We start from the raw sequence: 25,380 nt of genomic DNA on the forward strand, positions 1-25,380 counted from the left end.
CCGTCATGCCTGCACCCGCATCCACCCCCGAAGCCGACATCCTGGTGCGGCCCCTCATCGCCGGCCTGCACCTCTTCCGGCGCATTCCGCTGGATCTCGTGGCGCTCGTCGCGCGCCTGTCGATCGCCGGGGTCTTCTGGCAGTCGGGGCAGACCAAGGTGGAGGGCTGGCACGTGACCGACAACGCCCTCTATCTCTTTGAAAACGAATACCGGCTGCCGCTGGTCGATCCGTGGATTGCCGTGCATCTCGCCGCGCTCGCCGAGCATCTCTTTCCCGTCCTGCTGGTCATCGGCCTTGCCAGCCGGCTTTCGGCCTTCGCGCTCCTTCTGATGACGCTCGTCATCGAAATCTTCGTCTATCCGGCCGCCTGGCCGACCCATGGCACCTGGGCGGTCTGCCTGCTTCTGGTCATGATCCACGGTCCCGGCCGCCTCTCGCTCGATCGCATCCTTTCACGCTCCCGGCGCGACGGCCGGGGGTGAGGACGCGTTGCGGCGCCGGGTCAAGCGAAGGGCGCAAGGCTGTTTCGTCCATCGCGTTTTCCCTGCCGCTGCCTCCTCTGCTATAAGACCCGGTCATCCGAAGGACCCTCGCGGGATGGGCCGTGAAACTTGTCCGTGCGGATGCGGACCGATGGAGCAGGGGAGATGGGATCATGTTGCTGCGATATTGTGCCGGCGCTTTCTTTGTCGCGTCGCTGACGGCCGCGGATGCGGTCGCGCAACAGGCCTCGGATCTGGTGGCGCCCGAGCGGGCGGGGATCGTGGCGGCGGCGAAGCGCACCGAGGCGCAACGCTTCATGGTCGCGGCCGCCCATCCGCTGGCGGCGGAGGCGGGCCGGGATATCCTTGCGCGGGGCGGCAATGCCGTCGACGCGATGGTCGCCGTTCAGGCCGTGCTCGGTCTGGTGGAGCCGCAGAGTTCCGGCCTCGGCGGCGGTGCTTTCGTCGTTCATTATGACGCCGCGACCGGCAGGCTGACCACGTTCGACGGGCGCGAGACGGCGCCGGGCGCGGCGACGCCGAAGCTTTTCCTCGACGCGACCGGCCAGCCGCTCGCCTTCATGGAGGCCGTCGTCGGCGGGCGCTCCGTCGGCACGCCGGGCACAGTGCGCCTCCTGCACGAGGTGCAGCAGCGCCATGGGAAAGCGGAATGGGCCGGCCTGTTCGGCCGGGCGATCATGCTGGCGACGGCGGGATTTCCGGTCTCGCCGCGCCTTGCCGGCGCCATCGCGCTTGAAGCCGGCGGCCTGAAGAGGGATGCGGCGGCCCGCGCCTATTTCTATGACGGTTCCGGTGCCCCGCTCAAGGCCGGCACCATCCTGCGCAACCCGGCCTATGCCGAGACACTCGACGCCATCGCCAGAGGCGGCGCCGACGCATTCTATCGCGGACCGATCGCCGCGGCGATCGTCGATGCGGTTCGCAACGCCGGCAATCCCGGCGTCCTCTCGCTGGCCGATCTCGAAACCTACCGCATCGTCGAGCGGGAGCCGGTGTGCTTTCCTTACCGCGCCTTCGACGTCTGCGGGATGGGGCCGCCGTCCTCCGGCGCCATTGCCATCGGCCAGATCCTCGGCATGGCGGAGAATTTCGACCTCAAGGGCCTCGGCCCGACGGCGGCGGAAAGCTGGCGGATCATCGGCGACGCGCAGCGCCTCGCCTTCGCCGATCGCGAACGCTACGTCGCCGATACGGATTTCGTGCCCCTACCGGTCAAGGGCCTCATGGACAAGGCCTATCTCGGCGAGCGGGCGAGACAGCTCGACGGCGACCGGGCGCTCGGCCCCGACGCGGTCAAGGCCGGCACGCCGGAATGGGACCATGCGCTCCTGTTCGGCCGCGATGGCGCGCTCGAGATGCCGTCCACCAGCCACGTGTCGATCGTCGACGGAGACGGAAACGTCGTCTCGATGACGACGACGATCGAAAGCGGTTTTGGCGCGCGGCTGATGACCGGGGGCTTCCTGCTGAACAACGAACTGACCGATTTCTCCTTCAGAACCCATGATGCCGGGCTGCCGGTCGCCAACCGGGTCGAGCCGGGCAAGCGCCCGCGCTCCTCGATGGCGCCGACCATCGTCATGAAGAACGGCACGCCGCGGCTCGTCCTCGGCTCGCCGGGCGGCAGCCAGATCATCGGCTATGTCGCGCAGGCGCTGATCGGCTATATCGACTGGGCCATGCCGGTGGAGGCGATCGTCGCCGCGCCGCATCTGATCAATCGCTTCGGTCCCTACGACATCGAGGCGGGCACGGCCGCCGAACGGCTGAGGGCGCCGCTCGAAGCGCTCGGCTATATGGTCAAGGCAACGGAGATGAATTCCGGCCTGCACGCCATAGAGATCACGCAGTCCGGCCTTGCCGGCAGCGCCGATCCCCGTCGCGAAGGCGTCGCGCTCGGCGACTGAAGCGGCGAGCATCGACGGGCACCGACACGGCTGACGACAGGTCCCGGTGTCGTGCCTGGGCTGCAGCTGACGGGATCTCCATCACGATGCCGCTCCCGGACCGGATGCATCCGCGCCCTCTGACGACATGCCGCCGAACATCCGGTCGCGGACGGCACGGTTTCCCCTGTCAGGCCTTGCCGCTTTCCCTTGACCGCGAAGGGCGCACGCTCTATTTAGAATTATTCTAAAAAGAGGCCGCCATGAGACTTTTCCCGTTTTCCGGCTCGCGCCGTCCGCTCGCTGCATTGAGCGGGCAGGAAATCCTTGCCCTCGCCATTTCCAGCGAGGAGGACGACGCGCGCATCTATCTGGCCTATGCGGACCATCTGCGCCGGGCGTTTCCCGCGAGCGCCCGGATCTTCGACGATATGGCCGCGGTGGAGGATACGCACCGGCGCATGCTGATCGACATGCATCGCCGGCTTTATGGCGAGCGCATCCCGCTCATTCGCCGCGAACATGTCGACGGCTTCCTCGCGCGCAAGCCGGACTGGCTCAGGGCGAACCTCACGCTGGACGCGATCCGCCGCGAGGCCGAGGCGATGGAGGCGCAGGCCGCGCGCTTCTATGCGGAGGCGGCGAAGCGGACGGAGGATGCGGAGGCGCGCCGCCTGCTCGGCGACCTCGCGCTCGCCGAGCAGGCCCATGGCGATCTTGCCTGCACATTGACCGAAACGCATCTCTCGGCGGAGGCGGCCGGCAGCGAGGATGCGACAGCCCGCCGGCAGTTCGTCCTCACTTATGTCCAGCCGGGGCTCGCCGGGCTGATGGACGGCTCCGTCTCGACGCTGGCACCGATCTTCGCAGCCGCCTTCGCGACGCAGGACACCTGGCAGACGTTTCTGATCGGCCTTTCCGCCTCGGTCGGCGCGGGGATTTCCATGGGGTTTACGGAGGCCGCCCATGACGACGGCAAGCTCTCGGGGCGCGGCTCGCCGCTGAAGCGCGGCCTTGCTTCCGGCATCATGACCGCGCTTGGCGGCCTGGGGCATGCGCTTCCCTATCTCATTCCGGATTTCTGGACGGCGACCGGCATTGCCGTGATCGTCGTCTTCGTCGAACTCTGGGCGATCGCCTTCATCCAGAACCGCTACATGGAGACCCCGTTCTTCCGCGCCGTCCTGCAGGTGGTGCTGGGCGGCGGGCTCGTCCTGGCGGCGGGCATCCTGATCGGCAGTGGCTGAAAAATCTTGTCCGGCCGGTGAAACCCATCCGCCGGACGCGCGTTAACCATGATGAAAAAACAAAAGCGCTGCATCCTTTCGAATGCAGCGCCTGTCACAGAAGGAAGACGGGGTCAGCGGCCGACGGAGCCGACCATCAGATCGGTGCCATTCTCGATGGTGACCCAGCGGCCGGTATTGAAGGATGCCTGGCGCTTGAGAAAACGGTACGGCGTGTCCGTCCAGAGCTTCACCTCGTCGTCGAGGTTGTCGAGGACATAATCGCCCTGCGCAGTGCGAAGGGTGAGGACGGCATGTCCCTCGCCGTCTGGCTTGCGCACGACGGTCATCAGCAGGTCGGCGACGGAGAAGCCCTTTTCGATGAGCTTCTTGCGCTTCAACAGGGCAAAATCCTCGCAGTCGCCTGCCTTGTCGGGATAGGCCCAGACCTCGTCACGCCCGTAGAGTTCGAGGTCGGTGATCGGCTTGACGTCGCGGTTGACGGAAGCGTTGATCTCGCGAACCATCTGCCAGCCGAATTCGGTCACGCGCGGCGGCAGCGTCGACTTCGATTTGATCGCGCACTCCGCCTTGTACTGCTGGCAGAATTCGTAGTGGCCGATCGGCTGCGATGTCACACCGCCCGTCTGCATCCAGAGCGACGGGCCGGCGAGCGCCGGAATGGCCGCGTTGGCGGAAAGGACCACAACGCCCAAGGCGCCCAGAATCCCCGAAATCCCCGAAGAAAGAGCCATGCGATGTCCCCTGGCGCGCCGGCGACATCCATGATCGCAGTCCCCTCGCGCAAATCTGCCTGTCTTGCTCGCACGACGTTCAGGTCTTCTCGCCCCGCCGCTTGTCGTTAACGAAGAATTAACGATGTTGCGGGGAGGGAGTCAATCTGCAGATCTGGGGATGTTCATGAATGGTTAATACGTGTGGTATTTTTGTAGTCGCCTTGGTTTTGCCGTGAGAATCAGCCTGCGACCATGTCGTCGAGCGCCTGGCGCAGGCGTTTGAGGTCGGCGGGGCGCGACAGCCGGTGGTCGCCGTCACGGATCAGCGTCAGGGTGACGTTGTCGGCCGGAAGATGCTCGACGAGCTTCAGCGCAAGGGCATGGGGCACGTCGGGATCGGCCATGCCCTGGAGAATATGAACCGGGCAGCCGGTCACGATCGTTCCCGTGAGCACGCGATTGTCGCGCCCGTCCTCGATGAGGGCGCGGGTGAAGACGTTCGGCTCGGGGCCATAGGGCGTCGGCTCCTCGAAAAATCCCTGTTCGGCCAGGGCGATCCGCTCGCGCTCGGTCAGCTGCGGCTCGATCAGCTCGGCGGTGAAGTCCGGCGCGGGCGCGATCAGCACCAGCCCCGCGATCCGCGCGCTCTGGCCCCGACGCCGCAGGTCCTCGATCGCCCGAAGCGCGATCCATCCCCCCATCGACGAGCCGACCAGGATCATCGGCCCGGAGACGCAGCGCTCGATCACGGCGAGGCTCTCCTCCAGCCAGCGCGAAATCGTCCCGTCGCGAAAGGCGCCCCCCGAACGGCCGTGTCCGGAATAGTCGAAACGCACGCAGCCGAGGCCGGCGTCTGCGGCATGGGCCTCGATCGCCACGGCCTTGGTGCCGGCCATGTCGGAGCGGTAGCCGCCGAGCCAGACGAGGGTCGGCCGTGCGGGATCCGGGGCGGGGAGGTGGGCGACCGCGATCTCTCGCGCCGCCTCGCCGCTGCCGACCGTGAGGCGGGAAAGGTTCGGCTTCGGGGCTGTGCTGCTCATCTTTGCTCCTGACGGGCGGTTTCCTCGATCGATTTCCTGCTAAAACAGATTCGCCGGAGCCCCGACAGATGGTGATTTCCGTGCAAAGCTGTGCTATTGATCCTATATTCGATCTCCAGCCATCACAGGGCGCCTTTGCTGCCGCCGGGCGGCAGCCCGCCCGGGGACTGCTGGAAACCGTCCGATCCGAAACAGTTCTAGGAGAACACGACCATTCGCAGACCGTTCAAAGCGGACGCTCCCGTCAAAGACGGGCCACGCTCCAACAAGGAAATCCGGGTTCCCCGGGTTCAGCTGATCGACGCCGAGGGTACCAACCAGGGCGTCGTCCCGACAGACCAGGCGCTCCGCATGGCGGAGGAAGCCGGTCTCGACCTCGTCGAAATCTCGCCGAACGCCGAGCCGCCGGTCTGCAAGATCCTCGACCTCGGGAAGCTCAAATATTCCAACCAGAAGAAGGCCGCCGAGGCCCGCAAGAAGCAGAAGGTCATCGAGATCAAGGAGATCAAGATGCGCCCGAACATCGACACCCACGACTACGAGGTGAAGATGAAGGCGATGAACCGCTTCTTCGACGAAGGCGACAAGGTGAAGGTGACGCTGAAGTTCCGCGGCCGCGAGATGGCCCACCAGGAACTCGGCCTGAAACTGCTGCTGCAGGTCAAGGAAGACACGACCGCGATTGCCAAGGTCGAGGCCGAGCCGAAGCTCGAAGGCCGGCAGATGATGATGGTGCTCGCGCCGAAGTGACGCGAGCCCTGTCGGCCGTCAAGGCTGACCGGCCGGCATGACGCTGGCTCTTAACCTCCCGGAATCCTGCGCCTGACGCGAAGGGTTCCGGATGGTGGCAGGCCCCGATGCCGCGCTGCTTGTGTGTCCTTTTGCCATGGGCGACCGAGCGGAACGACACAACAGTCGAATCAGGCGCGGGCGTTGAACCGAACGACCCTTCAGCGGCGCTGCGCACCTGAGGCCGCCCGGACGATCGCGATCGCAAGCCGTACCCGATCATCTGCGAGATCGGCTCGAAAACGGGCATCGCCGGTCTTCGGCGTATGTTCCAGGGACGAACGCCGCGCGAAGACCTCTTCGGTTCAGTGTATCCCAGCCGAGCGCGAACGGGCGACGTTTCGCCTCTCCGGGGGTCTGTGCCGCGGTCGTGCTCCCGCCTTTCTGCTGTCGGGCGCGTTCAGCGCCTCGTCGCGGAAGCCTTCCCGGTTTCGCTCGAGGCCTCCTCCCAAGACATGACGGCGGCTTCACCGCGAGTTGAATTCCCGTCACCCGGTCCGCAGGCTAGCTTGACGCCGAAGGGTGAAGCGCCTCCGGCGCGCCCTGTTGCAACTGTCCGCCTCTTGCGTTTCCGGGACGGGAGTGCAGCGCGGCGCACGGCCCGGACTGCTTCAGGAGAGGAATTTCCATGCGACTTCAGCGCCTGCTTCCGCTTGTCTTCGTTGCCGTCGCGTTTCTGACCGCCGCCGCCGCTGCGAGGGAGGGGCGGCAGCCCGATGCGGCATCGCCGGGGCTTTTCGAGCTGATCCCGAAGGATGCGGTGACGGATCATGTCCTGTCCACCGATGCCGGTCCCTTGCCCTACACCGCGACCGCCGGCACGATCGATCTTTACGGGCAGGATGGCAAGGTGGGCGCCAGGCTGTTCTACACCGCCTATGTCGCGAAGGACGGCAAAGGTCGGCGGCCGCTGACCTTTGCCTTCAACGGCGGCCCCGGCGCGGCGTCCGCCTACCTCCATCTCGGCATGGCGGGGCCGCGTGTCGTGGCGCTCGGACCGGGCCGTAACGACGGCACGACGCCCGAGCTTTCCGACAATCCGGACAGCTGGCTTGCCTTCACCGATCTCGTCTTCGTCGATCCGGTCGGGGCCGGCTGGAGCCGCGCGGCCGGCAGCGACGTGGCCGCACGCTTCTACGGCGTGCGCCAGGATGCCGAGAGCCTGGCGAAGTTCATCGCGCTCTATGTCCAGGAGAACGACAGGCTCGCATCGCCGAAATACCTGCTCGGCGAAAGCTATGGCGGCTTCCGGGCGGCCAAGCTCGCCGCGGCCTTGAAGAGCCAGCAGGGCATTCTCGTCTCCGGCGTGCTGATGGTGTCGCCGATGATCGACGGCCGCTACCTTCTGAGCGCCGACGCGGATCCGCTGACCGCCGCCCTCGTGCTGCCGTCGCTGGCGGCGGCGACGCTGGAGCGCGCCGGCCGCTTCTCGCGGGAGAGGGTGGCGGAGACCGAACATTTCGCCATGACCGACTATCTCGTCGCGCTCGCCGGGGCGCCGCCCTCCGGTCCCGCAGCCGGTGCCTTTTATACGCGGGTGGCGGAGGCGACCGGCCTGCCTGTCGCTGCGGTCGCGCAGAGCCGCGGCTTTGTCGCCTCGCTCTACGCCAAGCAGGCAGCGGCGGGCGCGGTGCTCAGCCCCTACGATGCCGGCCATGCGGCGCCGGATGCCTATCCCGAGCAGACGGACGCCCGCAACGACGACCCGGTTCTCGACGGCTACACCCGTGCCTACGGTGCCGCCTTCGCCGCCTATGCCCGCAACGAACTCGGCTTCAGGACCGGCCTCACCTACACGCTGCTGAACGGCGAGGCGAACCGGCGCTGGGACTGGGGCGGCCGGCGCGCGGAAGCCGCAGCCTCCGGCGATCTGCACGACCTTTTGTCGGTCACCCCCTCCTTCCGGCTTGCCATCTTCCACGGCTACAGCGACATCCTGACCCCCTACGGCGTCAGCCGCTATATCCTCGACCATCTCCCGCAGGCGCTCGCCGAAGGCCGGGTGTCGCTGTCGCTCCATCGCGGCGGGCACATGTTCTACACCGATCCCGTCGCGCGCCGCGAGGCGGCGGACGCCGCGCGCGCGTTCTTCGCAGGCGCCGGGGCGGACTGAAGCGGGAATTCCGGGCCCTTCCCGCCGCATCAACCTCGTGCGGTCAGGTCGTGCCGCGGGAGGGCGCTTCGGCACCGACGGCGCTCTCGACAAACCTTCGCGATGTCGGACGCGAAAGGCATCTTCGACTGCCGCGGCAAGAGGGTGCATCGGCGAGAATAAGATTGCCTTCGACCGGGAACATGCTGTTTTCGTCTTCCATGTGCCCCATGAGGAAGGTTTCGTGCACCCAGCGCCTTTCCGCGACGGAAAACGCCACCCCATCGGGCGCGATGATTTCTGCGACCGCCGTATCGACCGGGATGCGCTCGACCAGCGGAATCAGCGCGGTAATGCAGAGTGGATCGATCAGTGCGCGCGTCTTCGCCCGCCTCGGATGCAGCCGCCTAGAGCAAAAGGTGCACGGGCCAGGAAAGGCTGCAGATCCGTCGCGCCCATCTAAACCCGACATCGACAGCGGATCGCAATCGAGAAAAATATCAAGGACTGTGATAATTTGGTGGAGCTAAGCGGGATCGAACCGCTGACCTCTTGCATGCCATGCAAGCGCTCTCCCAGCTGAGCTATAGCCCCATAAGGGTCCGACCAAGGCCGGTTCCGGGACCGTCGGGAGCGTCTCGTTCCCGGCGGGTGGCGGCTTATTACTTCTGCCCGATGACAATGGCAAGCCGAAACTTTCCGCAGCCTGCAATTATTTTTATCCGGCGCCGCCAAGCCCCGCGCCCGTTTCGACTTTTCCCGGGCACGGGGCTTTTTCGATATATTTAGAAACGGTTAAACCTCGTCGTCGTCGTCGTTGACGCCGATGATGCCGGTCATGTCGTCGTCGTCCTCGTCCTCGTCGGCGGCGAGGAAGGTGTCGTCATCGTCGTCGCCGGCGATCTCGACATCGTCGTCGCCGAGATCCGGCAGGTCGTCGCCGCCCGCCGCGTCGTCGTCGGCATCCTCGAGCGAGACGAGCTCGACCTCGGTGTTCTCGGTGTCGACCTCGACGACATCCTCCTCCTCGGCCTGCTTTTCCAGCACCTTCGCCGCCGAGGTTTCCTCGAAGAAGGAGAGGGGATAGGACTTGCCGGTATAGGGCGAGACGATCGGGTCCTTGTTGAGATCGTAGAACTTGCGGCCCGTTTCCGGGTCGATGCGTTTCGTGCCGAGTTCGGGTTTTGCCACTGTCGAAGCCTCATGTCAGGGTGCTGCCGCGCCCACGTCGAGCGCCGATGTCGCGAGGTGGGCCGGACTTGAAAACCAGCGAACCCCCATAATCGTCTTGCCCGCGTCTGTCAAAGCCGAACTGGCGCGCGCTTTTTCGACCGGCCGCTGATGACCGTCCGGGGAGTTTGTGTTAGGAGCCGCGCGACTGTCGGCGGGCGCCCGGCGACGCCTCCTCGCCGGAGGCGCCCGGCGTCCGGCCGATGCCGCTCTCCTGGCATGGAAGGAACCTCTCGATGTCCCACGGCGCCGCCGCCAAACCCGCCCGGGCCCGCCGCTCGGAAAACCTTTCCGGCACCGTCCGCATCCCCGGCGACAAGTCGATCTCGCACCGCTCCTTCATGTTCGGCGGGCTTGCCAGCGGCGAGACCCGGATAACCGGCCTGCTCGAGGGCGAGGACGTGATCAACACCGGGAAGGCCATGCAGGCGATGGGCGCGAAGATCCGCAAGGAGGGCGACACCTGGATCATCGACGGCGTCGGCAACGGCGCGCTGCTCGCCCCCGAAGCGCCGCTCGATTTCGGCAATGCCGGCACCGGCTGCCGGCTGACGATGGGCCTTGTCGGCGTCTATGATTTCGACGCGACCTTCGTCGGCGACGCCTCGTTGACCAAACGGCCGATGGGCCGGGTGCTCGATCCGCTGAGGCAGATGGGCGTGCAGGTGACGGCTGCGGCCGGCGACCGGCTTCCCGTCACGCTGCGCGGGCCGAAGGCGGCGAACCCGATCACCTACCGGGTGCCGATGGCCTCCGCGCAGGTAAAGTCGGCCGTGCTGCTCGCCGGGCTGAACACGCCCGGCATCACCACCGTGATCGAACCGGTGATGACGCGTGACCATACCGAGAAGATGCTCGCGGGCTTCGGCGCCAACCTCACCGTGGAAACGGAACGGGACGGAACGCGCGTCATCCGGCTCGAAGGCCAGGGCCGCCTGAAGGGCCAGACGATCGACGTGCCGGGCGACCCGTCCTCCACCGCCTTCCCGCTGGTGGCGGCGCTGATCGTGCCCGGTTCGGACGTGACCATCCTCAACGTGCTGATGAACCCGACGCGCACCGGCCTCATCCTGACGCTGCAGGAAATGGGCGCGCAGATCGAGGTCGTCAATCCGCGCCTTGCCGGCGGCGAGGACGTGGCGGACCTGCGCGTCCGGTCCTCGGCGCTGAAGGGCGTCAGCGTGCCGGAGGAGCGCGCGCCGTCGATGATCGACGAATATCCCGTGCTCGCCGTCGCCGCCGCCTTTGCCGAGGGCGAGACGGTGATGAAGGGGCTCGAGGAATTGCGGGTGAAGGAATCCGACCGGCTTTCCGCCGTCGCCGCAGGGCTGACGCTGAACGGCGTCGACTGCGACGAGGGCGAAACCTCCCTCGTCGTGCGCGGCCGCCCGGGCGGCAAGGGCCTCGGCCATGCGTCGGGCGCCGCGGTCGCCACCCATCTCGACCACCGCATCGCGATGAGCTTCCTCGTCATGGGCCTGGCGTCCGAACATCCGGTGACGGTCGACGACGCGACGATGATCGCGACGAGCTTTCCGGAATTCATGGCGATGATGACGGGGCTCGGGGCAAAGATCGAGGCGCCCTGATGTATCAGCCGGCGCATTTCCGCGAGGACGATCTTGCCACGCAGCATGCGCTGATCCGAGCCCATCCGCTCGGCCTTCTGATCTCGGCGGGCGCAGCGGGGCTGCTGGCCAATCCCGTGCCCTTCGATCTCGATGCGGAAGCCTCGGAGAAGGGCGTGCTGCGGCTGCATCTCGCCCGGGCGAACCCGCAGTGGCGGGCGATTGCCGAGGGCGCGGACACGCTTGCCGTCTTCCAGGGCGCCGACGCCTACATCACTCCCTCCTGGTACCGAACGAAACAGGAGACGGGCAAGGTGGTTCCCACCTGGAACTATGCCATCGTCCAGGTCCGCGGCACGGCGCGGGTGATCGAGGATGCGGGCTGGCTCATGGACCAGGTCAGCGCGCTCACGCGCCGGCATGAGGAACGGCGAAGCGCGCCATGGTCGCTCGACGATGCGCCGCCGGACTTTCTCCGGGCGCAGCTCAGGGGCATTGTCGGCATCGAGATCGACATTCGCCGGATCGACGGCAAATGGAAGGTAAGCCAGAACCGCCCCGCCGCCGACCGCAACGGCGTTGCCGAGGGCCTCGGGGACGGCCAGGACGACATGGCCGCGCTCGTGCGTGCCTATGGCGGGCGGGAGGGCCGGCCATGACGACCGTTTCAAGAACCAGGACCACTGCATGACCTTCATCATCGCCATCGACGGACCGGCGGCGGCCGGCAAGGGGACGCTGTCGCGCCGGATCGCCGGCGATTACGGCTTCCACCATCTCGACACGGGGCTCACCTACCGGGCCACCGCCAAGGCGCTGCTCGACGCCGGCCTGCCGCTCGACGACGAGGCGCTTGCCGCGCGGATGGCCGCGAACCTCGACCTTTCCGGCCTCGACCGCGATGTCCTGTCGCGCCACGAGATCGGCGAGGCGGCCTCGAAGGTCGCGGTCATGTCGCCGGTGCGTCGGGCGCTGGTCGAGGCGCAGCGCGCCTTCTCGCGGCGTGACCCCGGCACCGTGCTTGACGGGCGCGACATCGGCACCGTCGTCTGCCCGGACGCACCCGTCAAGCTCTACGTTACCGCCGCACCCGAGGTGCGGGCGCGGCGACGCTTTGACGAGATCGTCGGAAGGGGCGGCGAGGCGGATTTCGACGCGATCTTCAGGGACGTCCAGATCCGTGACGCGCGCGACGCGGGCCGTGCCGACAGCCCCTTGAGGCCCGCCGACGACGCGCACTTGCTCGATACGTCGGAAATGGGTATAGAGGCCGCGTTTCAAGCGGCCAGGTCGATCATCGACAGGGTCCTGGATCGCTAGAGTTTGTCAGGGATAAGTGGAATCCGGTTATCCCCAAAAGACAAATGACGACAAAAAAGCTGACGGTCTGTCTGGTTCAGAATGAACGAGACAGACCCTAGGCCCGCATCCGGGTGGCGTTTCGCCGCCTTCGGGCCGCGAGACTGCCGAAATGCCTGAGATCCCGCCCTCGCGCCGGAATGCTCCCGATGATGACGGGAGCGGGCGGGAGATCAGGTCTGTCCAACGCGAACCCCCGGCGCGCGTGCCTTCGATCAAGGCACATCAGGAGAATTCATGTCCCAAGCCAATCCCACCCGCGACGATTTCGCAGCGCTTCTGCAGGAATCCTTTGCGAGCAACGATCTCGCCGAAGGCTATGTCGCCAAGGGCATCGTCACCGCCATCGAGAAGGACGTCGCCATCGTCGATGTCGGCCTCAAGGTCGAAGGCCGCGTGCCGCTGAAGGAATTCGGCGCCAAGGCCAAGGACGGCACGCTGAAGGTCGGCGACGAAGTCGAGGTCTATGTCGAGCGCATCGAGAACGCGCTCGGCGAAGCCGTGCTGTCGCGCGAGAAGGCGCGCCGCGAGGAAAGCTGGATCCGTCTGGAAGTGAAGTTCAATGCCGGCGAACGCGTCGAAGGCGTGATCTTCAACCAGGTCAAGGGTGGCTTCACCGTCGATCTCGACGGCGCCGTCGCCTTCCTGCCGCGCTCCCAGGTCGACATCCGTCCGATCCGCGACGTGACGCCGCTGATGCACAACCCGCAGCCTTTCGAAATTCTCAAGATGGACAAGCGCCGCGGCAACATCGTCGTCTCGCGCCGCACCGTTCTTGAAGAGAGCCGCGCCGAACAGCGTTCGGAAATCGTGCAGAACCTCGAAGAAGGCCAGGTCGTCGACGGTGTCGTCAAGAACATCACCGATTACGGTGCGTTCGTCGACCTCGGCGGCATCGACGGCCTGCTGCACGTTACCGACATGGCCTGGCGCCGCGTCAACCATCCGTCGGAAATCCTGAACATCGGCCAGTCGGTCAAGGTCCAGATCATCCGCATCAACCAGGAAACCCACCGCATCTCGCTCGGCATGAAGCAGCTCGAGTCGGATCCGTGGGATGGCATCGGCACCAAGTACCCGACCGGCAAGAAGATTTCCGGTACGGTCACGAACATCACCGACTACGGTGCCTTCGTCGAGCTGGAGCCGGGCATCGAAGGCCTGATCCACATCTCGGAAATGTCCTGGACCAAGAAGAACGTCCATCCCGGCAAGATCCTGTCGACGACGCAGGATGTCGACGTGGTCGTCCTTGAAGTCGATCCCGGCAAGCGCCGCATCTCGCTCGGCCTCAAGCAGACGCTCGAGAACCCGTGGCAGGCCTTCGCGCATGGTCATCCGGCCGGCACGGAAGTGGAAGGCGAAGTCAAGAACAAGACCGAGTTCGGCCTGTTCATTGGCCTCGACGGCGATGTCGACGGCATGGTGCACCTGTCGGATCTCGACTGGAACCGTCCGGGCGAGCAGGTCATCGAGGAATACAACAAGGGCGACGTCGTCAAGGCGGTCGTTCTCGATGTGGACGTCGACAAGGAGCGCATCTCGCTCGGCATCAAGCAGCTCGGCCGCGATTCGGTCGGCGATGCGGCCGCCTCCGGCGAACTGCGCAAGAACGCCGTCGTCTCGGCCGTCGTCACCGCCGTCAACGACGGTGGCATCGAGGTGAAGCTCGTCAACCACGAGGATATCTCGTCGTTCATCCGCCGCGCCGATCTCTCGCGTGACCGCGACGAGCAGCGCCCCGAGCGTTTCTCGATCGGCCAGACGGTCGATGCCCGCGTCACCAACTTCTCGAAGAAGGATCGCAAGATCCAGCTCTCGATCAAGGCTCTGGAGATCGCGGAAGAGAAGGAAGCCGTCGCGCAGTTCGGGTCTTCCGACTCGGGCGCCTCGCTCGGCGACATCCTTGGCGCGGCTCTGAAGAACCGCAACAACGACTGAGATCGCCTGATCCGAGATATAAAAAGGCCCGCGGAGAGCGATCTCCGCGGGCCTTTTCATATGAGGCTACGGGGTCTGTGCCTGGTCGAGCCTATGCCGCGCGGATCACACGTCCATCCGCGCCAAAACGGTGGATGCTGGCCTTGTCCGGCGACGCATAGACGGTCTCGTCCTCGCCGTAGCGATGCTCGCCGAAGAGGCGCACGGTCACCAGCCCCGCCTGTTCCGTTTCCAGATAGAGGATCGTGTCGGCGCCGAGATGTTCGGCATGGGCGACCTTGCCCTTCCAGTCGCCGCTGTCGCGCGACAGGGTGATATGTTCGGGCCGGATGCCGAGCGTCTTCGCGGGATCGCCGAGGCGGGCGCCCTCGATGAAATTCATTTGCGGACTGCCGATGAAGCCGGCGACGAAGAGGTTGGCCGGGCGGTTGTAAAGCTCCATCGGCGAGCCGACCTGCTCGATCGCGCCGGCCGAGAGCACGACGATCTTGTCGGCGAGCGTCATCGCCTCGACCTGGTCATGGGTGACGTAGATCATCGTCGCCTTCAGCCGCTTGTGCAGCCGTGCGATCTCGAGGCGCGTCTGTACCCGCAAGGCCGCGTCGAGGTTCGACAGCGGCTCGTCGAACAGGAACAGCTTTGGCTCGCGCACGATGGCGCGGCCGATGGCGACGCGCTGGCGCTGGCCGCCCGAGAGTTCCGAAGGGCGACGCGCGAGATAGGGTTCCAGCGACAGCATCGCCGAAGCCTTGGCGATCTTTTCCTCGATGACGGATTTTTCGACGCCGGCCTGCTTCAGCCCGAGACCCATATTGTCCTTGACCGTCAGGTGCGGATAGAGCGCGTAGGACTGGAAGACCATAGCGATGCCGCGTTTTGCCGGCGGCACATGGGCGACCTCCTGCCCGTCGATGCTCACGCTGCCGGAGGTGGCATCCTCGAGGCCGGCGATGACGCGCAAAAGCGTGGACTTGCCGCAGCCGGACGGGCCGACGAAGATGACGAACTCGCCGTCCTTCACGTCGAGGTCGATGCCCTTCAGCACCTGATGGGGGCCGAAAGCCTTGCGGATGGCGGTGAGGTTCAGCGATCCCACGATATCGTCCTTCTCAAAGCTTGACAGGGTGGCCGCTGCGCACGCTCTCGTCGGCGGCCAGGCAGATTTTCAGCGACTGGACGGCGTCGTCCATATGGCGGGCGAGATCGATGTCCTCGCGGATCGCCTTCAGCACATAGGCCTGCTCGCGGTCGCAGAGCTGCTGGTGGCCGGGCTCGCCGTCCATCGTCCTGTCCTCGTCCGGTGTGGTGAAACGGCCGTCCGGGCCGGTCGCGGCCCGATGGATGCGGATCACCGACGTCTTCGTGTGGGTGTCGATGTCGTCGGACTTGGCGTTCGCGTCCATGACGATCGAGACGGAGCCGTTCGGCGACATCACGTCCTTCACGAAGAAGGCGGTCTCCGACATCATCGGCCCCCAGCCGGCCTCGTACCAGCCGACCGAACCGTCGTCGAAGATCACCTGCAGGTGGCCGTAATTGTACATGTCCGGGGCGATCTCATTCGACAGGCGTAGGCCCATGCCGCGCACCTCGACCGGCTTCGCATCGGTGATCTGGCACATGACGTCGACATAATGCACGCCGCAATCGACGATCGGCGGCGTCGTGTTCATCAGCGATTTGTGCGTTTCCCAGGTCGGACCGCTCGACTGCTGGTTCAGGTTCATGCGGAAGACGTAGGGGCCGCCGAGCGCGCGGGCTTCCTCGATCAGCGTGATCCAGGACGGGTGGTGGCGGAGAATATAGCCGACGACGAGCTTGCGGTTGTTCGCCCTCGCGCAGGCGACGACGCGCTCGGCATCCGCCACCGTGGTCGCGAGCGGCTTCTCGACGAAGACGTGGCAGCCTGCCTCCATCGCCATCACGGCGAAATCGGCATGGCTGTCGGAATAGGTGTTGATCGAGCAGAGCTCCGGCTTCAGTTCGGCGAGCGCTTCCGGGAAACTGGGCAGGATCTCGTAGTGCGCCAAAGCGTCCGGTAGCGTGACCCTAGAGCGATTGACGAGGCCGACGATCTCGAAATCCGGATTGGCCTCATAGGCCAGCGCATGGCTGAGCCCCATATTGCCGAGGCCGGCGACAAGGACGCGGACCCTCTTGTTGTCCAGGGAACTGTTCATTTCACGGCTCCTGCGGTGATGCCGCGGATCAGTTGCCGCGAGAAGATCATGTAGAGGACGAGGACGGGGAAGATCGCCAGCGACAGGGCGGCGAGCACCGCGTTCCAGTTGGTGACGAACTGGCCGATGAAGATCTGGGCGCCGAGGGTGACGGTCTTGGTCGCCTCGCCGGGGGCGAGGATCAGCGGGAACCAGAGGTCGTTCCAGATCGGGATCATGGTGAAGACGGCGACGGTCGCCATGGCGGGGCGCACCAGCGGCAGCACGAGGCGGGCGAAGATCGCATATTCCGACAGTCCGTCGATGCGGCCGGCATTTTTGAGGTCGTCGGAGACGGTGCGCATGAATTCGGACAGGATGAAGACGGCGAGCGGCAGGCCCTGCGCCGTGTAGACGAGGATCAGCGCCGTCAGCGTGTTGACGAGGCCGGTCGCGACCATGCCCTGCAGGATGGCGACGGTGCCGAGACGGATCGGGATCATGATGCCGAGCGCCAGATAAAGGCCCATCAGCGTGTTGCCGCGAAAGCGGTATTCGGAGAGCGCGAAGGCGGCCATGGCGCCGAAGAGCAGCACGAGCGCGATCGACACGACGGTGACGATCAGGCTGTTCTGGAAATAGCCGAGGAAATCGCCCTGCTTCAGCACCGTGACGTAACCGACGAGGTCGAAGGTCGACGGCGTCGGCAGTTGCATCGGATTGCGGAAGATGGCGTTGCGCGACTTGAACGAGTTGATGATCGTCAGGAACACCGGGAAGAGGGCGATCAGCGTATAGGCGATCAGGGCGGCGTGAACCGCGCCGGTGCGCACCATGGATCCACGGGCTTGCGACATGGCGGTCTCCCTCAGAACTGGTAGCGGCGCATGCGGCGCTGGATGACGAAGAGATAGAGCGACACGCCCGAGAGGATGATGAGGAACATCACCGCCGCGATCGTCGCGCCCATCGAGCGGTCGCCGAGCTGGAGCTGGAAGCCGAAGAAGGTGCGGTAGAGCAGCGTGCCGAGGATGTCGGTCGAGCCGTCGGGGCCGGCAAGCGCCCCTTGAACGGTGTAGACCAGATCGAAGGCGTTGAAATTGCCGACGAAGGTGAGGATCGAGATGATGCCGATCGAGGGCAGGATCAGCGGCAGCTTGATCTTCCAGAACTGGCTCCAGCCGGTGACGCCGTCGCATTCGGCCGCCTCGATCACCTCGTCGGGGATATTGAGCAGCGCCGCGTAGATGAGCATCATCGGGATTCCGACATATTGCCAGACCGAGATCAGCGACACGGTGACGAGCGCCGATCCCGGCTTGCCGAGCCAGGGCGAAAACAGCGATTTCAGCCCGACGAGATCGAGGAGGTACGGCGAGACGCCCCAGATCGGCGAGAGGATCAGCTTCCAGATGAAGCCGACGATGACGAAGGAGAGCAGCGTCGGCAGGAAGATCGCCGTGCGGTAGAAGGCGGAGAAACGCAGCTTCGGGATCGACAGCATGGCGGCGAGCGCGATGCCGATCGGATTCTGTACGAGCATATGGATGACGAAGAAGATGCAGTTGTTGCGAAGCGCGTTCCAGAAGTCGGCCGACCAGCGCGGCGCGCCGAAGAGGGTGGCGAAATTGGCGAACCCGACGAAGGTCAGCTCGCCATCGACGGTGTTGTAGAACGACTGCCGGAGCGTCTCGATCAGCGGCAGGATCATCACCGCCGTGTACACGAAGACGGCCGGCGCGAGGAACACGACGATATGCCAGCGGAAGGGGCGCCTGATAGCAGTGGCAGCGGGTTCGGTGACGCTCATCATCTATTTCCGTTGTTTGGTTTGCGCCGCTCACGTGTCATCGCTGGACACTGTTATATGAAGACCAATATTTTCTTCAGCCAATTTCCTTATAATGTCACATCCCAGATCCATCTCGATCGATTTACCCGGATCAACAAATGTATGAATCAATAAAAAAGCAGAATCTAAGTTTTTTATTTCAGAAATCCGTCTGTATTTTAACCCAGCCTGAGAAAATATACTATCGATTAGCTCATTCACATCCCCACTGTTCAGCGACGATCTGAATGTCCACATACCTGTCTTTTTGGGACCGAACTGTTGCCCCCGCTTCGAAACGACGATCTCACCGGCTTTCCAGGAATCGCTCGGCGTCGTGCCAAGCACGTCGGTCACTTGCGATGGATCCAGATCATCGCCGAAGAAAAAGAGGGACGCCGAACCAATGAGGTCTTCCATACGCTTTTTCTTTCGCGACGAATGCTTCAACGCCAGCGAGATCCGAGCAGCCCATCACTGCATGCCGGTCACCAGCTTTTGCGTTGACCCCGGCCGAAGCATGCCAGGGCTCTGCGGTTTTTCCGCAGAGCCCATATGCACTCACTTCGCCGGCTTGTACCAGCTGTCGAGGCCCTTCTGCAGCTTCTCGGCTGCCACTTCCGGCGTGTCGGTGCCGTTGATGACGTTGGCCGATTCGACCCAGGTCTCGTTTTCGAGGTTCGGCGTGCCGCGCGACAGGATCTGGTAGGTCGAGCGGATGGTCGGCTTGCACTTCTCGCGCCAGGAGACGAATTCCTGCGCCAGCGGGTCCGACATCTTCACCGCCGTCGAATTGAGGCTGAAGAAGCCCGGCAGCGCATTGGCATAGATGTCGGCGAATTCCGGCGAGGCGACCCAGGTGAGGAAGGTCTTGGCCGCGTCCGCATTCGGGCTCTTGGCGTTGAGGCCGATGCCGATGTCGTTGTGGTCGGAGATATAGCAGGTGTCGCCGGCCGTCTTCACCGGCGGCGGGAAGGCGCCCATCTTGAACTGGGCCTGCGTGTTGAAGCCGGAGATTTCCCAGGAGCCGGCCGGGTAGATCGCAGCGCGGCCCAGGGTGAAGAGGTTCTGGCTGTCCGGGTAGGTCTGGGCTTCAAATCCGTCGCCGAGATAGTCCTTCCACTTGGCGAGCACCTTATAGGGCTCGACCCAGTCGGCGTCGGTCAGCTTCTGCTCGCCCTTGATCAGCGCCAGGCGGCCGTCCTCGCCCTTCCAGTAGGTCGGGCCGATGTTCTGGTAGCCCATGGTCGCGGCTTCCCAGAGGTCCTTCGTGCCCATGGCAAGCGGGATGTAATTGCCGTCGGCCTTGATCTTGTCGAGGGCTGCGAAGAACTCCGCTTCGGTCGTCGGCACGGTGATGCCGAGCTGGTCGAAGGCGTCCTTGTTGTAGATGAAGCCGTGGATGACCGACGCCATCGGCACGCAGAAGGTCGCGGAACCGTCGTCGGTGGTCCAGGCGGACTTGGCGACCGGGGAAAAGTTTTCCATGCCGGCAAGGCCGGTGAGGTCGGCGAGGTGTTTCTTGTTGTAGAGTTCCAGCGACGCGTCGAACGGGCGGCAGGTGATCAGGTCGCCGGCCGAGCCCGCGTCGAGCTTAGCGTTCAGCGCGGCGTTATATTCCGTCGGCGCGGAGGGCGAGAAGACCACCTTGATGTCGGGGTTCTTCGCCTCGAAGGCGGGGATCAGCTTCTCCTGCCAGATGGCGAGGTCGTCATTGCGCCAGCTTTCGATGGTCAGCGTCGTCTCGGCGCAGGCCATCCCGGCCGTGGCGAGCATGCTCGAAGCGAGCAGGAGCGCCTTCACTGCGGTGCGGGTCATGTCGTTCTCCCTTTTATCGGCGCCTGCCGGCGCACCTTGAACCCAAGATCGTCCTGTCGTCAGCGCCGCGCCGTACGGGCCGGCGCCACTGCCTCCAGCGCGCGGCGGAGATTCTGCCCGGCCGCGTCGAGGATCTTTTTGGCCTTTGTCGCATCGCCGGCCCCGGCGGCGATCAGCACGGCGAGCTTCACCGAGCCGGAGGCGGCGGCGAGATGGCGCTGCGCCTCGTCCCGCGTCACGCCGGCGATGTCGCCGACGATGCGCGCGGCGCGTCCGTGAAGCTTGCTGTTGTCGGCCCTCAGATTGACCATGTGGCCGTCATGCACATGGCCGAGCCGGATGCCGGCCATGGTGGACAGCATGTTGAGCGCGATCTTCTGCGCCGTGCCCGCGCCCATCCGCGTCGAGCCGGACACGACCTCGGGCGGCGTGTCGAGAAGGATCGCGACATCGGCGCCGTCGAAAAGGCGGGCACCCCGATTGTTGGCGATGGCGACGATGCGGGCCCCGGCGACACGGGCAGCGTCCGCGGCCGCCAGCGCATAGGGCGTTGCCCCGCTTGCAGACACCGAAATCAGCACGTCGCCCGCGCCGATCCCGGCCGTCGCGACGTCGCGCGCGGCGCGGTCTGCGTCGTCCTCGAAACCGCCGGCGAGATCCACCAGGCTTTCCGCCCCGCCGGCGAGCAGGATGACGACCTCGCCCCCCGTCAGGCCGTAGGTGCCGGGAAGCTCGAGCGCGTCGGCCATCGCCATCAGGCCGGAACTGCCAGCGCCGGCATAGGCGAGACGTCCGCCCCGCGACAGGGCCTCGGCCACCATGTGCGCCGCCGCGCCGATCGGGCCGATCGCCGCCTCGACCGCCCGCGCCGCCGCGATCTGGCCATTGAAGAGAAGCCGCAGCGCCGCCTCCGGCTCCAGCCGATCCGGCATCTGCGAATGATCGCGGCGCTCTTCGGTCTTGACGCTTGGCATGCCCATCTCCCTCTGTCGGAGATTAAGGCCAAAAAAATACCAATTGTCCAGAGGCAAATTAACATTCGTTGCCAGAAAGTGAATGTCGCAGGATTTTATCATTTAAAATCAGAGAATCTGCCATTTTGAAATTTTGCACGGATCGCCTCTTCATTAATGGTATTTTTTTGGTATTATCTTGGTGGAGGTGGTCATGGCTGAGCTTCTCATCGGAATCGACGGCGGCGGGACCGGCTGCCGCGCCGCCGTGGCGACGCAGGACGGCCGCGTGCTCGGGCAGGGGACGGGCGGCCCGGCCAATATCCTGACCGAGCCGGAGAGTTCGCTGACGCATCTCATCTCCGCCGCCGGCGCGGCACTCGCCGATGCGGGACTCGCGCCGGAACGGATATCCGAGGCCCGCGCCCTGCTCGGCCTTGCCGGAAGCAATGTCGGCGAGGCGGTGCATATGGTGAAGGCGCGCCTGCCCTTCCGGGACGCGTCGATCGAATCGGATGTACTGATCTCGCTCGAGGGCGCCCTGCCGGAAGGCGACGGCGCGGTCGCCGCCCTCGGCACGGGCACGGTCTATGCCGCGCGCCAGGGCGGAGAGGTGAGCTATCTCGGCGGCTGGGGCTTTGCCGTCGGCGACCTCGGCAGCGGCGCGCGCCTCGGCCAGGCGCTCCTGCAGGAAAGCCTGCTCGCCCATGACGGCATCCGTCCCGGCTCGCCCCTGACCGCCGCGGTGCTCGCCGAATTCGAGGGCGATCCGCGCGCGATCGTCGATTTCGCCCGAAAGGCGCGGCCCGTCGATTTCGGCCGCCACGCTCCGCGCCTGTTCGATTGTGCCGCGAAGGGCGATGCCGTGGCGCTCCGGATCGTCCGCGAGGGCGCCGCGAGTATCGACGCGGCGATCGACGTGCTCGTGCGGCGCGGCATCGGCCGGCTCTGCCTGCTCGGCGGCCTTGCCCGCGTCTATGAACCCTTCCTCGCCGGCAGGCACCGGCCGCTCTTCGTCGCGCCCGAGGCCGATGCGCTCGCCGGCGCGGTGCGCCTCGCCGTCAGGCGCTACGGCGCGCTTGCGGAGGCGGGCCGATGAGCGCCCATCTGGCCGCGATCCTGCCGAGGGAGGCGCTGGAGGCCGCGGGCTCCGGCCCGCTTTATCTGAAGCTCCGGCAGGTGATCGAGGAGGCGATCCGCTCCGGCAAGCTCGGCCACGGCGATGCGCTGCCGCCGGAGCGCGATCTCGCCGATCATGCCGGCATCAGCCGGGTGACGGTGCGCAAGGCGGTCGACGACATGGTGCGCGACGGGCTCCTCGTGCGCCGCCATGGCTCCGGCACCTTCGTCGTCAAGCCGGTGGCCCGCGTGCAGCAGTCGCTGTCGCGGCTGACCTCGTTTACCGAGGACATGGCGCGGCGCGGGCTGTCGACGCGGGCGCAGTGGATCGAGCGCGGCCTGTTCCACCCCTCGCCCGACGAGGTGATGGCGCTGGGTCTCAGCCCCGGCATGCTCGTCGCGCGTGTCGGGCGTCTGCGGATCGCCAACGACATGCCGCTCGCCATCGAGCGCGCCAGCATCTCCGCCGAGTTCCTGCCGGACCCGGCGCGGGTCGACACCTCGCTCTATGCCGAACTCGACAAGATCGGCGCGCGGCCCGTACGCGCCGTACAGCGGATTTCCGCCTGCAACCTGAAGGATCCGGATGCCGCCATGCTCGGCGTTCTCGCCGGCGTCGCTGGCCTCGCCATCGAACGGGTCTCCTACCTTTCCTCCGGCCGGGCCGTCGAGGTGACCCGCTCGCTCTATCGCGGCGACGCCTACGACTTCGTCGCCGAACTCACCCTGCCGGACCCTTGAGGCGACGGCGCGCCGAAACAACGAAGGACAGAAACATGACCACCCATATGCGACGCGAGATCGACGAGGTTCCGCAGGCCGCCGCCCGCTTTCTCGCGGGCTCGCGCGACGCAATCGCGGCCGCCGGCGCCGCCTTGCGCGAGAAGGATCCCGCCTTCCTCGTCACCATCGCGCGCGGCTCCTCCGATCATGCCGCCCTCTTCCTGAAATATGCAGTCGAGCTCACCGCCGGCCGGCCGGTCGCCTCGCTCGGCCCCTCGCTCGCCTCGATCTACGGCGCGAAGCTGGCGCTCGGCGGCGGCGCGGCGATCGCGGTCTCGCAATCCGGCAAGAGCCCGGATATCGTGGCGATGGCGCAATCGGCCACCGAATCCGGCGCGGTGACGATCGCGCTCACCAACACGCTTGCCTCGCCGATCGCCGAGCATTCCACCCATGCGCTCGACATCATGGCCGGGCCGGAACTCGCCGTCGCCGCGACCAAGTCCTTCGTCAACTCGATCGTCGCCGGCCTCGCCGTCCTCGGTGCCTGGACGCAGGACGCGGCGCTGATCAGGGCGGTCGAGGCATTGCCCGACCATTTCGGCAAGGCGGTGGTGCTCGACTGGGGGCAACTGGCCGAGGACCTCGAGGCGACGGGTGCCGGTTCGCTCTACGTGCTCGGCCGCGGACCGGCGCTGGCGATCGCGAACGAGGCTGCGCTGAAATTCAAGGAGACGTCCGGCATGCATGCCGAGGCCTTCTCCTCCGCCGAGGTGCTGCACGGGCCGGTGGCGCTGGTCGGGCGGGACTTTCCCGTGATCGCGCTCGCCGCGCGGGACGCGGCGGAGGCCTCGGTCTCGGAGATCGCCGAGGGGATCGCAGATAAGGGCACCCATGTCTTCCTCACCTCGGAAAAGGTCGGTTCCGCCCGGCCGCTTCCCTTCGTCGCGACCGGACATCCCGTCACCGACGCGCTGGCGCTGATCCTGCCCTTCTACGGTTTCGTCGAGGCCTGGGCGCGTCGGCGCGGCCTTGATCCGGATGCCCCGGAGAGCCTGAAGAAAGTGACGGAAACCCGATGAGCCGGCCGGTCGCGATCACGGGCGCCCGCATCTTCGACGGGTGGGACTGGCACGAGGGGTGCGCGCTCCTCGTCCGCGACGGCCGGGTGTCGGCCCTCCCGCCCGAGACCGCCGTGCCGGCCGATGCGGCGGTCGAGGCCGCAGGCGGGGCGCTTCTCGTGCCCGGCTTCATCGACCTTCAGGTGAACGGCGGCGGCGGCGTCCTTCTCAACGAGGACCGAAGCGTCGAAGGCCTGCGCCGCATCTGCGCCGCCCATGCCCGTTTCGGCACGACGGCGGCTCTGCCGACGCTGATCACCGACACGTTCGATGTCCGCGCCGAGGCGATCGCCGCCGGGTTCGACGCGCAGGCGGCGGGCGTGCCCGGCTTTCTCGGCCTGCATCTCGAAGGTCCGCATCTCTCGCTGGCGCGCAAGGGCGTCCACGATCCGGCGCTGATCCGGCCGATGGAGGCGCGCGACCTCGACGCGATGCTGGCGCTCGCCGGCCGCTTCCCCGCGCTGATGGTGACGGTGGCGCCGGAAAATGCGACGGTCGAGCAGGTCGCCGCCATGGCCGCCGCCGGCATCACCGTCAGCCTCGGCCATTCGGACACGACCTACGCGACGGCGGCTGCCTATGCGGCGGCGGGCGCGCGCACCGTCACCCATCTCTTCAACGCGATGAGCCCGCTCGGCCATCGCGAACCGGGCATGGTCGGCGCGGCGCTCGACATCGGCACGCTCTCTGCCGGCATCATCGCCGACGGCATCCATGTCGATCCCGTCTCGATGCGGGTCGCGCTGGAGGCCAAGGCCGGTCCGGGGCGGATCTTCCTCGTCACCGACGCCATGTCGCCGATCGGCACGGAGGAAAAAGGCTTCTTCCTCAACGGCCGCGAGATCTTCCGGAAGGACGGACGGCTGACGCTCGCTGACGGCACGCTCGCCGGCGCCGACATCGACATGCTCTCCTCCGTTCGCTTCGTCCACGAACGGCTCGGCTTGCCGCTCGGGGAGGCCCTGCGCATGGCGAGCCTCTACCCGGCCGAGGCGGTGGGGCTTGGCGCGCGCAAGGGGCGGCTCGGCCCCGGCACGGACGCCGACTTCGTCGTGCTGACCGAGGGGCTGGACATGGTCGCGACCTATATCGGCGGCGCCCGCGTCTGGAGCCCGTCCAGCCGAAGCGCGATCGCTTCGCCGTAGCGACCATCCGTGAGCGCGCCGTTCGATAACCCTTGAGTGGGAACGGCGCTCTCGACGCTTCATCCTGGCGCATGGCCCTGCTGATCGTCGCGTCCCTCCGGCCGGTTCATGCTCTGAAGACAAGACGATCGAGGATT

At 66.1% G+C, this 25,380-nt stretch carries 24 protein-coding genes and 1 tRNA gene; 13 read left to right on the plus strand and 12 right to left on the minus strand.

What is annotated here, in order from left to right:
- The first annotated feature begins 5 nt into the window (after positions 1–5).
- The 3 genes from ACEVQ6_RS16515 to mbfA all read left to right on the plus strand — a co-directional run bounded on the left by ACEVQ6_RS16515 (position 6) and on the right by mbfA (position 3,639).
- Positions 6–485, plus strand: a complete 480-nt coding sequence (locus ACEVQ6_RS16515) for a DoxX family protein (protein WP_374890123.1) — start codon at positions 6–8, stop codon at positions 483–485.
- 173 nt (positions 486–658) lie between these two features.
- Positions 659–2,413 (plus strand): gamma-glutamyltransferase, encoded by a 1,755-nt coding sequence (gene ggt, locus ACEVQ6_RS16520; protein ID WP_374890124.1) that lies wholly within the window; start codon positions 659–661, stop codon positions 2,411–2,413.
- Between the two features lie 242 nt (positions 2,414–2,655).
- Entirely contained in the window at positions 2,656–3,639 is a 984-nt protein-coding gene (gene mbfA / locus ACEVQ6_RS16525) for an iron exporter MbfA (protein ID WP_374890125.1), read from the plus strand.
- Positions 3,640–3,752: 113 nt separating this feature from the next.
- Here the strand turns inward: mbfA and ACEVQ6_RS16530 are convergent, their stop codons facing one another.
- Together ACEVQ6_RS16530 and ACEVQ6_RS16535 are read right to left on the minus strand one after the other, a co-directional pair.
- On the minus strand, positions 3,753–4,373 hold the full coding sequence (locus ACEVQ6_RS16530) for a transglutaminase-like cysteine peptidase (RefSeq protein WP_374890126.1): 621 nt from the start codon (positions 4,371–4,373) through the stop codon (positions 3,753–3,755).
- 221 nt (positions 4,374–4,594) lie between these two features.
- Positions 4,595–5,395 (minus strand): alpha/beta hydrolase, encoded by an 801-nt coding sequence (locus ACEVQ6_RS16535; RefSeq protein ID WP_374890127.1) that lies wholly within the window; start codon positions 5,393–5,395, stop codon positions 4,595–4,597.
- Between the two features lie 213 nt (positions 5,396–5,608).
- On the opposite strand from ACEVQ6_RS16535, the gene infC reads away from it, so the two are divergent.
- Both infC and ACEVQ6_RS16545 read left to right on the plus strand, forming a co-directional pair.
- Entirely contained in the window at positions 5,609–6,145 is a 537-nt protein-coding gene (gene infC / locus ACEVQ6_RS16540; RefSeq protein ID WP_374890173.1) for a translation initiation factor IF-3, read from the plus strand.
- Positions 6,146–6,812: 667 nt separating this feature from the next.
- On the plus strand, positions 6,813–8,297 hold the full coding sequence (locus ACEVQ6_RS16545; protein ID WP_374890128.1) for a S10 family peptidase: 1,485 nt from the start codon (positions 6,813–6,815) through the stop codon (positions 8,295–8,297).
- Between the two features lie 43 nt (positions 8,298–8,340).
- On the opposite strand, the gene ACEVQ6_RS16550 is transcribed toward ACEVQ6_RS16545, so the two are convergent.
- From ACEVQ6_RS16550 to ACEVQ6_RS16560, 3 genes are all read right to left on the minus strand, one after another.
- Positions 8,341–8,748 carry a hypothetical protein gene (locus ACEVQ6_RS16550; RefSeq protein WP_374890129.1) on the minus strand — a complete coding sequence of 136 codons (408 nt, stop codon included), beginning with the start codon at positions 8,746–8,748 and terminating at the stop codon, positions 8,341–8,343.
- A 46-nt stretch (positions 8,749–8,794) separates the two neighbouring features.
- A tRNA-Ala gene (locus tag ACEVQ6_RS16555) sits at positions 8,795–8,870 on the minus strand.
- 201 nt (positions 8,871–9,071) lie between these two features.
- The gene (locus tag ACEVQ6_RS16560; protein ID WP_374890130.1) at positions 9,072–9,467 is read right to left on the minus strand and encodes a TIGR02300 family protein; all 396 of its coding nucleotides are present in this window, start codon (positions 9,465–9,467) and stop codon (positions 9,072–9,074) included.
- A 275-nt stretch (positions 9,468–9,742) separates the two neighbouring features.
- Here ACEVQ6_RS16560 and aroA point away from each other — a divergent pair, with 275 nt between their 5' ends.
- The 4 genes from aroA to rpsA all read left to right on the plus strand — a co-directional run bounded on the left by aroA (position 9,743) and on the right by rpsA (position 14,374).
- Positions 9,743–11,095, plus strand: coding sequence for a 3-phosphoshikimate 1-carboxyvinyltransferase (aroA, locus tag ACEVQ6_RS16565; RefSeq protein ID WP_374890131.1), 1,353 nt, complete (start codon positions 9,743–9,745; stop codon positions 11,093–11,095).
- Positions 11,095–11,733, plus strand: coding sequence for an FMN-binding negative transcriptional regulator (locus tag ACEVQ6_RS16570; protein ID WP_374890132.1), 639 nt, complete (start codon positions 11,095–11,097; stop codon positions 11,731–11,733). Before aroA ends, ACEVQ6_RS16570 begins: the two co-directional genes overlap by 1 nt.
- A gap of 28 nt (positions 11,734–11,761) precedes the next feature.
- Positions 11,762–12,394, plus strand: coding sequence for a (d)CMP kinase (gene cmk, locus ACEVQ6_RS16575; protein ID WP_374890133.1), 633 nt, complete (start codon positions 11,762–11,764; stop codon positions 12,392–12,394).
- Between the two features lie 276 nt (positions 12,395–12,670).
- Entirely contained in the window at positions 12,671–14,374 is a 1,704-nt protein-coding gene (rpsA, locus tag ACEVQ6_RS16580; RefSeq protein WP_374890134.1) for a 30S ribosomal protein S1, read from the plus strand.
- Positions 14,375–14,465: 91 nt separating this feature from the next.
- Here the strand turns inward: rpsA and ACEVQ6_RS16585 are convergent, their stop codons facing one another.
- From ACEVQ6_RS16585 to ACEVQ6_RS16615, 7 genes are all read right to left on the minus strand, one after another.
- Complete coding sequence (locus ACEVQ6_RS16585) at positions 14,466–15,470, minus strand: ABC transporter ATP-binding protein (protein ID WP_374890135.1); 1,005 nt, start codon at positions 15,468–15,470, stop codon at positions 14,466–14,468.
- Positions 15,471–15,483: 13 nt separating this feature from the next.
- Positions 15,484–16,554 (minus strand): Gfo/Idh/MocA family protein, encoded by a 1,071-nt coding sequence (locus ACEVQ6_RS16590; protein ID WP_374890136.1) that lies wholly within the window; start codon positions 16,552–16,554, stop codon positions 15,484–15,486.
- Positions 16,551–17,390 carry a carbohydrate ABC transporter permease gene (locus tag ACEVQ6_RS16595; protein WP_374890137.1) on the minus strand — a complete coding sequence of 280 codons (840 nt, stop codon included), beginning with the start codon at positions 17,388–17,390 and terminating at the stop codon, positions 16,551–16,553. The genes ACEVQ6_RS16590 and ACEVQ6_RS16595 overlap by 4 nt, the downstream gene beginning before the upstream one ends.
- Positions 17,391–17,401: 11 nt before the next feature.
- Positions 17,402–18,343 carry a carbohydrate ABC transporter permease gene (locus tag ACEVQ6_RS16600; protein WP_374890138.1) on the minus strand — a complete coding sequence of 314 codons (942 nt, stop codon included), beginning with the start codon at positions 18,341–18,343 and terminating at the stop codon, positions 17,402–17,404.
- Positions 18,344–18,373: 30 nt separating this feature from the next.
- Positions 18,374–18,784, minus strand: a complete 411-nt coding sequence (locus tag ACEVQ6_RS16605) for a DUF4279 domain-containing protein (protein WP_374890139.1) — start codon at positions 18,782–18,784, stop codon at positions 18,374–18,376.
- Between the two features lie 141 nt (positions 18,785–18,925).
- Positions 18,926–20,182: an ABC transporter substrate-binding protein gene (locus ACEVQ6_RS16610; protein WP_374890140.1), complete on the minus strand. Its 1,257-nt coding sequence runs from the start codon at positions 20,180–20,182 to the stop codon at positions 18,926–18,928.
- 59 nt (positions 20,183–20,241) lie between these two features.
- Positions 20,242–21,156 (minus strand): N-acetylmuramic acid 6-phosphate etherase, encoded by a 915-nt coding sequence (locus ACEVQ6_RS16615; RefSeq protein ID WP_374890141.1) that lies wholly within the window; start codon positions 21,154–21,156, stop codon positions 20,242–20,244.
- Between the two features lie 193 nt (positions 21,157–21,349).
- On the opposite strand from ACEVQ6_RS16615, the gene ACEVQ6_RS16620 reads away from it, so the two are divergent.
- The 4 genes from ACEVQ6_RS16620 to nagA are packed head-to-tail and all read left to right on the plus strand — an operon-like array spanning position 21,350 to position 25,243.
- The gene (locus ACEVQ6_RS16620) at positions 21,350–22,234 is read left to right on the plus strand and encodes a BadF/BadG/BcrA/BcrD ATPase family protein (RefSeq protein ID WP_374890142.1); all 885 of its coding nucleotides are present in this window, start codon (positions 21,350–21,352) and stop codon (positions 22,232–22,234) included.
- On the plus strand, positions 22,231–22,995 hold the full coding sequence (locus ACEVQ6_RS16625) for a GntR family transcriptional regulator (RefSeq protein ID WP_374890143.1): 765 nt from the start codon (positions 22,231–22,233) through the stop codon (positions 22,993–22,995). Before ACEVQ6_RS16620 ends, ACEVQ6_RS16625 begins: the two co-directional genes overlap by 4 nt.
- A 35-nt stretch (positions 22,996–23,030) precedes the next feature.
- Positions 23,031–24,059 (plus strand): SIS domain-containing protein, encoded by a 1,029-nt coding sequence (locus ACEVQ6_RS16630; RefSeq protein ID WP_374890144.1) that lies wholly within the window; start codon positions 23,031–23,033, stop codon positions 24,057–24,059.
- Complete coding sequence (gene nagA / locus ACEVQ6_RS16635) at positions 24,056–25,243, plus strand: N-acetylglucosamine-6-phosphate deacetylase (RefSeq protein ID WP_374890145.1); 1,188 nt, start codon at positions 24,056–24,058, stop codon at positions 25,241–25,243. The genes ACEVQ6_RS16630 and nagA overlap by 4 nt, the downstream gene beginning before the upstream one ends.
- The last annotated feature ends 137 nt before the right edge of the window (positions 25,244–25,380 follow it).

This window comes from Ensifer soli, from assembly GCF_041928815.1.
GTDB lineage: Bacteria > Pseudomonadota > Alphaproteobacteria > Rhizobiales > Rhizobiaceae > JBHFEI01.

Bases quoted from the DNA above. Each gene is read 5' to 3' on its own strand.
- rpsA (WP_374890134.1), top strand. From the start codon at position 12,671: ATGTCCCAAGCCAATCCCACCCGCGACGATTTCGCAGCGCTTCTGCAG.
- ggt (WP_374890124.1), top strand. From the start codon at position 659: ATGTTGCTGCGATATTGTGCCGGCGCTTTCTTTGTCGCGTCGCTGACG.
- ACEVQ6_RS16535 (WP_374890127.1), bottom strand. From the start codon at position 5,395: ATGAGCAGCACAGCCCCGAAGCCGAACCTTTCCCGCCTCACGGTCGGC.
- ACEVQ6_RS16630 (WP_374890144.1), top strand. From the start codon at position 23,031: ATGACCACCCATATGCGACGCGAGATCGACGAGGTTCCGCAGGCCGCC.
- ACEVQ6_RS16515 (WP_374890123.1), top strand. From the start codon at position 6: ATGCCTGCACCCGCATCCACCCCCGAAGCCGACATCCTGGTGCGGCCC.
- ACEVQ6_RS16620 (WP_374890142.1), top strand. From the start codon at position 21,350: ATGGCTGAGCTTCTCATCGGAATCGACGGCGGCGGGACCGGCTGCCGC.
- aroA (WP_374890131.1), top strand. From the start codon at position 9,743: ATGTCCCACGGCGCCGCCGCCAAACCCGCCCGGGCCCGCCGCTCGGAA.
- ACEVQ6_RS16530 (WP_374890126.1), bottom strand. From the start codon at position 4,373: ATGGCTCTTTCTTCGGGGATTTCGGGGATTCTGGGCGCCTTGGGCGTT.
- ACEVQ6_RS16615 (WP_374890141.1), bottom strand. From the start codon at position 21,156: ATGCCAAGCGTCAAGACCGAAGAGCGCCGCGATCATTCGCAGATGCCG.
- ACEVQ6_RS16625 (WP_374890143.1), top strand. From the start codon at position 22,231: ATGAGCGCCCATCTGGCCGCGATCCTGCCGAGGGAGGCGCTGGAGGCC.
- ACEVQ6_RS16610 (WP_374890140.1), bottom strand. From the start codon at position 20,182: ATGACCCGCACCGCAGTGAAGGCGCTCCTGCTCGCTTCGAGCATGCTC.
- ACEVQ6_RS16605 (WP_374890139.1), bottom strand. From the start codon at position 18,784: ATGGAAGACCTCATTGGTTCGGCGTCCCTCTTTTTCTTCGGCGATGAT.
- ACEVQ6_RS16600 (WP_374890138.1), bottom strand. From the start codon at position 18,343: ATGAGCGTCACCGAACCCGCTGCCACTGCTATCAGGCGCCCCTTCCGC.
- ACEVQ6_RS16550 (WP_374890129.1), bottom strand. From the start codon at position 8,748: ATGTCGGGTTTAGATGGGCGCGACGGATCTGCAGCCTTTCCTGGCCCG.
- mbfA (WP_374890125.1), top strand. From the start codon at position 2,656: ATGAGACTTTTCCCGTTTTCCGGCTCGCGCCGTCCGCTCGCTGCATTG.
- ACEVQ6_RS16545 (WP_374890128.1), top strand. From the start codon at position 6,813: ATGCGACTTCAGCGCCTGCTTCCGCTTGTCTTCGTTGCCGTCGCGTTT.
- nagA (WP_374890145.1), top strand. From the start codon at position 24,056: ATGAGCCGGCCGGTCGCGATCACGGGCGCCCGCATCTTCGACGGGTGG.
- ACEVQ6_RS16570 (WP_374890132.1), top strand. From the start codon at position 11,095: ATGTATCAGCCGGCGCATTTCCGCGAGGACGATCTTGCCACGCAGCAT.
- ACEVQ6_RS16590 (WP_374890136.1), bottom strand. From the start codon at position 16,554: ATGAACAGTTCCCTGGACAACAAGAGGGTCCGCGTCCTTGTCGCCGGC.
- cmk (WP_374890133.1), top strand. From the start codon at position 11,762: ATGACCTTCATCATCGCCATCGACGGACCGGCGGCGGCCGGCAAGGGG.
- ACEVQ6_RS16595 (WP_374890137.1), bottom strand. From the start codon at position 17,390: ATGTCGCAAGCCCGTGGATCCATGGTGCGCACCGGCGCGGTTCACGCC.